3 protein-coding genes and 1 pseudogene are annotated in these 11,713 nt (G+C 44.8%); 2 read left to right on the top strand and 2 right to left on the bottom strand.

All coding sequences use genetic code 11. The features are described from left to right. Position 1: 1 nt before the first annotated feature. Entirely contained in the window at positions 2-268 is a 267-nt protein-coding gene (locus tag CDZ94_RS13260) for a hypothetical protein (protein ID WP_096437800.1), read from the top strand. Between the two features lie 362 nt (positions 269-630). Here the strand turns inward: CDZ94_RS13260 and CDZ94_RS13255 are convergent. Further along, positions 631-1,266: pseudogene (locus CDZ94_RS13255) on the bottom strand (5-formyltetrahydrofolate cyclo-ligase); the annotation flags it as partial. A 469-nt stretch (positions 1,267-1,735) separates the two neighbouring features. Here CDZ94_RS13255 and CDZ94_RS13250 point away from each other — a divergent pair. After that, entirely contained in the window at positions 1,736-10,951 is a 9,216-nt protein-coding gene (locus tag CDZ94_RS13250) for a carboxypeptidase regulatory-like domain-containing protein (protein WP_096437796.1), read from the top strand. 205 nt (positions 10,952-11,156) lie between these two features. Here the strand turns inward: CDZ94_RS13250 and CDZ94_RS13245 are convergent, their stop codons facing one another. After that, on the bottom strand, positions 11,157-11,702 hold the full coding sequence (locus tag CDZ94_RS13245; protein WP_096437794.1) for a hypothetical protein: 546 nt from the start codon (positions 11,700-11,702) through the stop codon (positions 11,157-11,159). Between the last annotated feature and the right edge of the window lie 11 nt (positions 11,703-11,713).

Below are 11,713 nucleotides of genomic sequence, written 5' to 3'. Positions count from 1 at the left end.
TATGAAAAGAACATTGAGTTTGACTGTTTTAACCCTTACACTGCTTGCAGCTTCCCTTGGGTTACAACAGGTGACCCACGCGGACGAGGACCTGGATTCTGATCACACCCGGACGGCTAAAGGTCCTGATTTTTGGGAATATCTTTTTGAGAATCTCCCTGCACCACCGGACTTGGATGACGGTCTACCGGAACACATCCCAGAGCACCACGGAATACCCGGTTTTGAGTTCCCTGACCATATTCCGGAACACCATAAACCAGAGTGATAATAAAAACAAAAATGCAAAAAAACAGGCCTATTCCGGCTTGTTTTTTTGCATTTCCCATTGTTAAGACACACTGCTATAAAACTGTCAGCTTCTGCTTCGGGAAATCTTACGGTAAAGGGCAATCACTTTCCGATTTTCTTTTTCCCCATTTTTCGTCTCTTTTCATAGGAATGGAATAATTCCTTTCCATCTCACTAATAAGTGAGGAAAACTGCCTGTCCTTTTCATCAGGTGTCCAGTCAGATGTTAAAATCTCTTCATATCTTTCATGTATCCTTATTGAAGGCATGAATAACACAACAAAAGTCATCAAAAGGATGTCGTATGGGATCAAGAGCTTCACGCGCCTTCGGAATAAAACCTTTTGGCTTTTCGTATGGAGAATTCGTTTGAAAGCATTCGTCTTCTGTCGCAATATAATCGACAACTAAGTCATATTCATCCCGTGGCAAATCATCGTTAACGACTTGGATTGAGTGGACGGTACCTATGACCGGGATTTCAGGGTTTCCAAGTTCTTTTAGAATGGCATACTCACGATCAGCGTACCCCTCACCTTTACCGAGGCGTCGCCCATCTCGATGTAAAGCAACAGACCCAACGAGGAGGAGGTCGATTTTTGGTAACGCAGCAAGTGGAGTCACCTTACCGTAGGAGTGAATATGCTTTAGGCTGGCGGCTTTTCGTTCTTCGCCAGGCGGGACATTGGCAGGGTCGACTTGAATGAATCCGTCTTTTAATCGTGGTGTGGGGACTAATAATATTTTCCCGTCTTTAAGTACTTGGGTACGTATCGGTAGTTGCGGTGAGTCAGGATTAACTTTGACGACGTGTGCTTCTTTATAAACATTCAGTTGAAAAATGTGTTTGGCTGCAGCTTCGGCTCCTTTGAAATTTGGGATCCGACCTTTCAAAGGAAACGGGAAACGACCGACTTTTCCTTTCTCCATGTTTCCCCAAACTTTTTCGCGAATATCTTTCTTCGTTTGGCTCATTTGATCTACTCCTATCAGTGCGTGTTCAAAAAGGAGCATAAAAAGAGCCGAGTAGGTCGAGGCGGCGAAGTTTTTGAGCACCAGAGCGTATGGTGTTAATACGTGAGGAGCGAGAAACAAGCCAACGAAGAGATACGACAGCTATTTTTAGCGGACTTTTTGAACATCCCCTATCAGTGAACGTTATTTTTTCTAGTATAGCCGAATCATAGATTGTTGGACAAACCAGGTAAACGACGAGGTAACTATAAATATAGTTCTAGGTCTATATTTGTTTTTACTGTTTGTAGAGACAGTTAGGTCGAATGGAGGGGAAGGCGTGCTGCGGAATTTAGTCATTTCTTAAAATTCGACACCTCTCCCATTGCTACAGTCTTATTTTTACCAGAATAATCAGAATTTTAAAGGGGATCGTCTTTTTTTCCTTAATTGTTAACGTAACGATGAAATAAGGGGGTTGCCTTTTAGAATGGGAGATGGGTTAAGAAAGCTTACGCTTGTATTTTTGGCATTTTTACTTACATTTTCTACGTTATTTCCTAGTTTGGCAGGGGCTGAGCGGGAAGAGGTTGTCGATTTACAGGTTGAAGACGAGGAGTTGGAAAAAGAAAGGGAGGCTGCTTTTTTAGATGGTAGTGAAGAAGAGGATGCTGTAGAGGAGGATGAATTGGCTACGGTTTTATCGGGGCTTGGGGTTGAAGTTCCGGACTTTGATGATAGCGATATGTCTGAGAATGTTGAAAATGACGTAGTTGATACGTTAAAGGAGAGCGAGACGGTGGATGTCATCGTTCGCTTAAAGGATTCAGAAGAGCCAGAGCTTGAGAAACTATATGTGCAAGCCCGCGGGTTGGATTCGCGCTCGGAGCGAATTGGGTTTGTTCAGGAAAAGTTAAAAGCGAATGCTGAAGCGTCTCAGCAAGGGATTGAACGAGCTTTTCAGGCATTGGAAGAGCGCGGGGATGCTGAAGTGAAGCAGTCATATTGGATTATTAACGGGGTTGCGGCTACGGTAACTGAAGTTGGGTTAAAGGAGTTGCAAAGCCGTGAAGATGTTGACAGAATCACGTTGGACCGGGAGATTGAATTACCGGAAATTACCGTTGAGGACTCTGAGCCACGTTTGCCGGAATGGGGGTTAGAGAAGATCAACGCTCCTCAAGTGTGGGGGGAGTATGGCCTTAAAGGTGATGGGATTGTCGTTGGGATTATGGATACCGGTGTTGAAGGCGACCATGAAGCGTTAAAGCATAATTACCGAGGTCGTGATGGAGATCATACGTATTCGTGGGAGGACTTTTCAGGACAAGGGTATGGTACACCTCAAGATGGAAATGGGCACGGAACGCACGTAGCTGGATCTGCTGTTGGTGGTGGCTCCGGCGAGCCTGTTGGGGTTGCACCTGAAGCTGAATGGATTGCAGCGAAGATATTTAACGATGCAGGGGCGACAACGACCTCTGCGATTCATGCGGCGTTTGAGTGGTTTATGGCACCTGGAGGAGATCCAGAAATGGCCCCTCATGTAGTGAACAATTCATGGGGAAATGCAAATACGTATAACATGGATTTTTACGAAGGTGTTCAAGCGTGGGTTGCGGCTGGGATTTTTCCGTTGTTTGCTGCTGGAAACAGTGGGCCAGGTTCGGAAACAATCGGTTCACCGGCAAGCTTTCCTGAATCGTTTGCGATCGGGGCGACTGACGTAAATGATCAAATCGCTAGTTTTTCAAGTCGTGGACCGGTGTTCTGGGATAACGAGGATGGTGAGCGTACGCGCTATTTAAAACCGGAAGTTTCGGCTCCGGGTCATGAGATTTACTCAGCGTGGCCGGAAGTTCTTGGAGAAGGGACGTACAATACAATCAGCGGGACATCGATGGCGACCCCGCATGTTGCAGGCGCTATTGCCCTTTTATTGCAAGCGAAGCCAGAGCTTTCATTAGACGAAGTAGCTGAGCTATTAGAGGAAACCGCTCGTACAGAAGGGCATATGGGGACATTGCCAAATGATTTATACGGGCATGGGATTATCAATATATATCAAGCGGTTACCGAGGCTTCGTTTGCTGGTCAGTTAACGGGAACCTTATCAGATGAAGAGGGTGCTTCAATTGAAGGGGCCGTACATATTCCTTCCGAATCGATTGAATATGAAGTGGGAGAAACAGGCCAGTTTTCGTTTAGTTTGCGAGAGGGTACACACGATGTTCGAGTGGAAAGTTTCGGTTATGAAACGTTAGAGACAGAAGTGACAATCGTTGAAGGAGAAGAAACGGAGGTCTCGTTTACGCTAGAAACTTCCCCTCGCCACACGTTGTCCGGGTCGGTCGTGACAACAGAAGGAGAGCCGGTATCTTTTGCCTATATCAGGGTTGAGGATACACCTTTATCGGCAGTGAGGACCGATCAGGCCGGGGAATTTGCAATCAATGACTTACCTGCAAATAACTATGTTCTTCATGTAAGTGGAGAAGGGATCGCAGGAGAAATAGTAGAAGTGACACTGAATAGTGATGAGGAAATGGAGGTTGTTGTAGACACAGCAGATTCCACTGCTGAGCGGGATTGGAAAACGGCGAATAATAATCCTAGTCGAAATGCAGTTTCTAGTCATGCTGTTGACGCAGAAAGTTTGTCAGAAGCGTGGAGCTATGACAATGAATCTAAAGGTCAGATTCTTTTTTCCACTCCGGCAGTTGGAGAAGGTGTAGTCGTATTTGTGACTGACCGAGGCTGGATTACGGCGTTAGATAAACGAACGGGTGATGAAACGTGGAGTGTAAGAATCGGTAACACGAATCGCTCATCTCCAACGATTGAAGAGGGAGTGGTTTATTTATCCGGAGGCAATGATGGTCATGTATATGCGTTAGAACTCTCAACTGGACGAGTGCTGTGGAGCGTAGATGTTGGATCCCCAGCAATTTATGAATCTCCGTTATACGATAACGGGACGGTTTATGTAAGTTCAGGGTTATCTGATGATGCTGCTGTGACTGCTTTAGACGCAGAGACGGGATCAGTTCAATGGCAGCAGTCTTTAGGTGCACCATCATATTTTGGAGGAAGTATCGGAGAAGGGCTGTTGTATATCGGCAGCTATGATAACCGGACGCTAAGAGCACTCTCGTTAGAAGATGGAGAGGAGGTTTGGCAAATCACATTAGACAATCAAGGGTTTGCATCACGGCCTGTTTATGAAGATGGGTATCTTTATGTAGCAAGTACGAATTTTGGAAACGGACAAGGAGCGCTTTACGTCATTGAAGCTGACTCTGGTGATGTGAGCTGGCAAAACAGTTCAGTTGGTGACACACAAGCAGGGTCACCCATTGTTTATCAAGATCTTGTCTTAATTGGTTCTGCGGCTCAACCGGTCGTTCGCGCGTTTGACCTAGAAACCGGAGATGAGATTTGGGTGAATCGTGATGTCGGCACGACCTTGCATAACGGCGCAGTGACAGCAGACGGGACGCTATACATTGCGAATACAAACGGTATTTTATACGGCTTGGATGTACGCACTGGTGAGCGTATTTATGAAACGACGCTTTCTGATTACAGTACATCGGGAATCGCTGTTACATCAGGAAAATTATTAGTTCCGCACCGATCAGGTATTTACAGCTATGATGCACCAGGTGTGTTGTCTGGAGATGTCGTAGATAACTCTGGAGATCCGATCGAAGGCTTTGCGCTTGTGACAGATACAGGTAAAAAAGCGGAAGCAGATGAAGATGGGAATTTTCGATTGGAGCATGAGCCCGGTGAGTATACCGTCCGAGTTGGTGAATATGGTTATCAGCAGCATGAAGAAATAGTGACTTTTATTTCTGGTTATGAAGAAGAGCGTACCTTCACGTTATCGGAAGCGGGTGCTGGATCGATTACCGTGACGGTCGTCGATGATAGGTCCGGAAATACACTGGAAGGAGTCGAGCTTTCTTTTGGCGATACATCCATTGAAGGTGACACCAATGAGGAAGGTGTGTTTCAGGTTGATAGTATGTATGAAGGGACATATGAATTAACTGCTTCATACGGAGGGTTTGTACAAAAACAAGAAGAAGTACTGATTACGGCAGAAGAGGAGACAGAAGTGACGCTTTCACTTCAGCCGATCGATATTGCTGTGTTAAATGACTATGAATCTGAAATGACGACGACGCTTAACGTGAACGGCTATACAGCTGAAGAACGGGAGTGGGATGTGGTCGATGATATAGGAGAATACGAGATTTTGCTATTGAATGGTGCGTATGGATCAGGCGGATGGCAGCCTGATGAAGAAACTTTCACGGAGCTTGTAGATACGGCAAAAGATCATGACGTAAGCATCGTGTTTGTAGACGCTTGGGGAGGCAACTATGGGTCGATCCGTCAGCTAACGAACTATCTGGGGAACCCGAAAGAAATTGCTCACCACTTTGGGTCAGGAAGTGTTCGTATTCAAGTTGATGAAGAACACCCCATTTTTGAAGGCTATGAAGCTGGTGATCGTTTTACCGTGTATGATCGCACAGGTGATTTTGCTTGGTTTAATAACTATTCAGGGCGTCACTTAGCGAGTGTTGGAAGTACATCTCAAGGTTTTATGGGCTCTGGCGTTGCTTATCAAGCGGTTTCTGAAGACAGTGCTCATTTACTCCTCGCAAGTCATGGTGCGGCACCATGGATTTCACCACTTCAAGGGTGGTTATCTGAGCAGCAAGATATTTTCTTTAACGGCATTGATTTTCTGTTAAATACAGAATTTGGCCAGCTACATGGTACAGTCGAAAATGAAACTGGAGAACCGGTAGAAGCTCAGTTTGAAATTATAGAAACTGGGGTGACCTTTACGGCTGCAGAAGCTGGAGATGACATGCAGTTTAGCGTCTATCATGATGAAGGAACATATACCCTTGAAGCGCGGGCTTCTGGATACGATGCAGTGACTGAAGAAGTTACCTTTACAAACGGAGAATCTTCAGAAATTGAAGTTGTTCTTGGGGGAAGTGACGGTACAAGTATCGTAGGTTCAGTAACTAATGGGCAAACGAATCAAGCGATGGATGAAGTGAAAGTGACGCTTTTGGATGAAGAAGCGGAGACAGTAGAAGAACGTTTGACCGGGTCGAATGGCCGCTTTACGTTCTCTGATTTAACGGGGGAACAGTACACACTCACCTTTGAAAAAGAAGATTATTTTACACATGAAGAAACAGTCGACTTAACACGGTTAGATGAAGAACTTTCGGTAAAGCTCTATCCTGTTCCTAAGATGGCAGTTATCGGTGATTATTTTAGCGCTTCGTACAACTTCCAAGCCGTATTTTCCGAAAAAGGCGTTGAGGTTGACGACTTGGACATCAATGAAGCCATTGATCAAATCGGAGACTATGATGTGATTTTTGTGAATGAAATTTCAGGAAATCCGGCGCAGGAGAGGCTTGATGAGTTTTTACAAATGGCAGACGAACACGAAACGAGCCTTGTGTTTGGTGATACCTATTGGACACAATCAGGCTTGAACCAGCTTAAAGAACGCAGAGGAGACCCTGCCGTTCGAGAACAAGTACGAGATACTAGCTCTGCTGCGGGCTATGTCGTAAATGAAGAGCATCCGATTTTTAACGGGCGAGAGGCGGAGGATTTTATCGAGCTTCTTCTCCCATCGCGAAGTTCAATCGCATTTTTTGATGAATACAGCGGGTATCCGTTAGCTGATATCAAGCATGAAGATCATGATGGTACTCACGGTTTAGGAATGGCGTACAAACCACGAACGGCCAACAGTGTGGAGGTGTTAATGTCAGGCCATGGATTTTCTTTTACCCATCATGCCGATCATTACACAGACGAAGCGAAAAATCTATTAACTCAGACGATGATTTGGGCTGCGTATGAACGGTTTGAGACGCTCGAAGGAACCGTTACTGACACAGATGGTGAACCATTATTAGCTTCTGTGGAAGTTGTGGGGAAAGAATTTGGAACAGAAACCGATCCTGAAACAGGCGCATTTTCAATCGCGATGAACGAAGGGACGTATGACATTGAAATCAGTGCCTACGGTTATGATACGGTGGTTCAAGAGGTGGACGTAAGTGAAGAAGCGGAGCCATTTACAGTTGAGATGGACGTTTCTACCGACGTTGCAAGCATTTCTGGTGTGATTGTTGATGAATCGAGTGGTCAAGCTATTGAAGATGCCCATATCGACCTCGTCAATGTTCCACGTGAAACGACAAGTAGTGAGAACGGCAGCTACGAATTATCGCGAATTATGCCAGGAGACTATGATCTTGTTATTGAAGCGGATGGATTTGTAATGAGAGAGTTAAGTGTGGAGCTTTCACCTTCTGAGGATAAACAGCTTCAGCTTGACTTAAAACCTTCTCCAACAATTGGGGTCATTGTTGATACGACATCATCGAGTGCGGTTTCTTTAGAAGAATACCTTTCGGAGAGAGGCTATCTCGTTGAGCATTTCTTCTATGATGAAACAGATCAATTAAGTGAAGTGGATGTCGTGATTGCGAACTCTGACTTTAATAACGATTTAATTCCATCAGAAGAGGTATTCAAATCGTTCTTAAGTGAATTGGATGCATCAAGAACACCAGTAATTTGGACAGGTCAGCATGGTGGAAGGGGAAGTATTCGTTTTCTCGAGCAATATGAAGGGGATCCTGGTGAAGTGACTGGTGGATCTCAAGCAGGTATGCAGGGGATTGTTTTCGAGGATCATCCTTTAGTTGAAGGGTTATCCAAGAGTGAAGCCTTTGAATTAAATGCACGATCAAATTACTATTACACCTTTGACGATTACAGTGGAGCGACTATTGCCGATGTTTTGGATGCTGAAGACGAAAGAGTCGGGGCGATGGTTGGCTACAAAGGGAGGACCGCTGACTCTGTTGAGATTTTACTAGCTAATATGACCTTCAGTCATTCATGGAACCCAGCTATTTCTGAATTTGACGAGAGCCGCGAAACGATCTTTAACAATGCGATCACATGGGCACTCGAAATGGATGAAGCATTAGTTGGTGAACTTCACGGTGCGCTTGTGAATGACCAGGATATGCCGGTATCAGGCGAAGTGACGATTGAGGAAACAGGAAAAACTATTCCGACCGATGAGGATGGACACTTTTTCCTCGGTCTTGAAGATGGAACATATGAATTGACCTTTACGGCATACGGCCATGAGAATGAAACGGTGACTGTGTCAATTGAAAACGGTGAACATTTAGAACAAACCTTTGTTATTCAATCTCAAAATGCAGGATTACTCTCTGGACAAATCACCGCTGCGGAGTCTGGTGAAGTGGTGGACGGTGCTACAGTCCAAGTTCTCGGGACACCACGTCAAGTGACATCAGATGAAGACGGAAGCTTTAGTTTATCGCTGCCTGAAGGGGAATACGACTTGAGGGTAACTGCAACCGGCTTTGCTCCTGAACAGCTGACTGGTGTGACGGTTACAGCTGATGAGGAGACCGATGTCACGGTTTCAATGAGTGACTCTGAAGCGATAGCCATTCTATCTAATCCAACGAACTTTAATCGACTCAATGGATTTTTAGAGGAAGAAGGTTATATGACAGAGCATTACAATAACGCAGACTATCGGGAGCTTCAGGATCAGCTGGAGGACTATGCATTAGTTATTTTTAATGATAAACACACATCGATGTCTAATGATGACTTTGAAGCTTTTGTTGATAAGGCTGATGAAACAGAAACAAGTATTTTATTCCCCTCCCAATTCGGTGGTGGAACGATTCGTGACCTTGTAAGTGTTTACGGGGACCCGGAAAATGTACATCAAGGATTTGAAAGCAGTACGATCGAAGTCACTATAGAAGAGAATCATCCGATATTTAGCGGGTACGATGTCGGTGATACCATTGACATTTTAAATAACGGAACGAGCAACCAGCAGTATTCTGTTTATGAAAACTATAGTGGTACGACGATTGGATCGCTTTCTCACGCAGAAGAAGGAGTGTTAGGGCACGGAATCGGCTTTGATCATCGTACTGCGAATAGTGTGCACCTGTTGATGGGTGGCTTCGCAGCAAGCACTTACGGTGCACCAGAAACCCGTTGGACAGATGGGGGTCGCCAGCTATACCTTAACGCGATTGACTGGGCGGCTTCAGCCAGCTTAGGAGAAATTACTGGAACTGTTACTGATGAACGAGGCGAGCCTGTAATAGGCGCTTCAGTGGCTATTTTAGAAAATGATATGCAACTGTCTACTGGAAGTAATGGCCAATTCCGTTTTGGTATCGGTGAAGGCACGTATACACTTGAAGTGAGAGAACGAGGCTATGAAACGGCTCAAAAGGAAGTAACCGTTGAAAATGTAGGTGATACGGTAGAAGTAGAGATTGTCCTGGAGGAGCTGGAAGGGGCAGCGATTACCGGGCAGGTGTTTAATAGTGAAACAGAAGAAGAGGTAAACGGAGCTAGTGTTTTACTCCGATCACTGGATGATGATGAAAGCATCGATGAAGTTGTGACAGACGAGAATGGCGAATACGTATTTTCCGACCTGTGGGACGGTGAGTATGAAGTGGTCGTAGAACGTGACGGCTATGTGTCTGTTCATGAGGAAGTAATGATCGACGGGGAAGATGTCGAAGTAAATATCGGGTTACACCCTTACGAATTGGCGGTTATCGGGGATGTCAATCATGCATTGTCCGATTTCTTAGCCGGCCATGAACTGTTCGTCGAAGAGCGTGATTGGGACGTAGCAAGTGATTTATCCGCATACAACACGGTCATTGTCAACACAAATCAAGGTTCAGAGTCGGAATTGGAAGTGTTAGTTGATGCGGCTGATGAAGCTGCTGTCAGCCTCATATTCTTAGGTACTTACGGAGTTGGTGAAGGGTCAATGGCACTTTATAAAGATGTGTATGGGGCGCCTAGTCTTGACCAGCACGGTTACGATCAAGGGGCTGTTTACTTGAATGCTTCATCCGAACATCCGATTTTTGAAGCTTTTGAGGGTGAAGCCATTCGCATTCACAGCGAGACAAGTCCATATGCGACTTATACAGACATGCCAGGGGAAGTTATCGGTCAGCTCGTTGTAGATGAAGAGGAGAAAGGCGATGCCCTCGCTTATGACTTTAGAGGAGAAGAGCATCTCCACGTATTCTTATCGAGCTTTGCTGTTACTAACATGATTGGACCTGAATACGGCTGGACCGAAGATGGCCGTCAGTTGTTTGTAGAAGCTTTAGAGTGGGTGATGGAAGCAGAAACTGAAATTGAAGAACCGGAAGCTCCATCAGCACCAATTTGGGATGATACAAAGCTTCGTACAAATGAAAGCCCAGTTACCGTTAAAGGAACAGCAGACCCGCAGACAACAGTTCATGTTTATGAACAAAGGGGACAAAGACTTATGCTATTAACCTCAGTCGAGTCAAACGAGGAAGGAAGATACGAAGTGACACTCGATTTACAAAACGGCAACCATTTCCTTGTAGCAGTGGCTGAAAATGAAATTGGAGAAACTGAAAATGAAGAACGTATGCAGCTTATTATGACTGGAAAGCCGCAGACGCAAGAACAAGATGAAGGATCTGAAGAAGAGTCGTCACTGGAAGAAGCTGATGAAGAATTACAAGAAAAAGGAGAGAAGAACATGGAAGAATTGGAAGAAGCAAGCTAAAGACAGATAATAAAGAAGCCTCGGCACGGACGTTTGTACAAAGCGTCCCAGACCGAGGCTTTTTGATATTTTGGAGTTGTGTGGAGTTTCACTTCCTGAGATTTTACTTGTTGCTGTAACAATTTACCACGATTTTACCACACAAAAAGTAGTGGAGGTAATAATTTACTTGGCTACTAAAAAAGACACAAAAAGGTTCCTTAAGTTACATTCGTAAAAAACCATTTAATATCGCTTCTTTAACACCGAGGTCAACTTTTCCATTTGTCCCGTCCACCGCCACAATGTCAAGTTTGTCATTTTCGAGATAACCGACCCAGTAGGGAACATAAATGAGACTCGTTTTTAGAATGTCGACTTTAATGTTCTGTCGTTTTTTTTCCTTAGAAAAAACTTCCCAATAGACGGTTTCTTTCGCTTTATCCGGCTGTGGATCGTCACTTACGTTTAGCAATGTCGTTCCCATTCGGGCTTCGTGAACATCATGTAACTCGACGTTTTCTGGTAAAATAGCGCTTAATCCATGTGTGGGTTCGATCGCAACCCTACCTTCAATTGGCTTTTTGACTTTTGCAGTAGTAAATCGATACCGGTAACACCAATAAGGGAGGTAGACGAGCTCGATTGAATTGAGCTGCTGTTTGCTTGTAAAAGCCCTCTTAACTTTTAGAATATAGTTACCAAGGTGGGTTTGCATTGCTTTTATGGCTTCATTCTTTTCAAATTTCAATGCAAGTTTTTTTCCTTCCATGATAGAACTCG

This window comes from Alteribacter populi (assembly GCF_002352765.1).
Lineage (GTDB): Bacteria > Bacillota > Bacilli > Bacillales > Salisediminibacteriaceae > Alteribacter > Alteribacter populi.
Note: the sequence above shows the minus strand (reverse complement) of the source record. Positions and strands in the feature narration are given on the sequence as shown.

What these genes read in the sequence shown, in the direction of transcription:
- CDZ94_RS13245 (WP_096437794.1), bottom strand. Translation starts at nt 11,702, where the DNA reads ATGGAAGGAAAAAAACTTGCATTGAAATTTGAAAAGAATGAAGCCATA.
- CDZ94_RS13260 (WP_096437800.1), top strand. Translation starts at nt 2, where the DNA reads ATGAAAAGAACATTGAGTTTGACTGTTTTAACCCTTACACTGCTTGCA.
- CDZ94_RS13250 (WP_096437796.1), top strand. Translation starts at nt 1,736, where the DNA reads ATGGGAGATGGGTTAAGAAAGCTTACGCTTGTATTTTTGGCATTTTTA.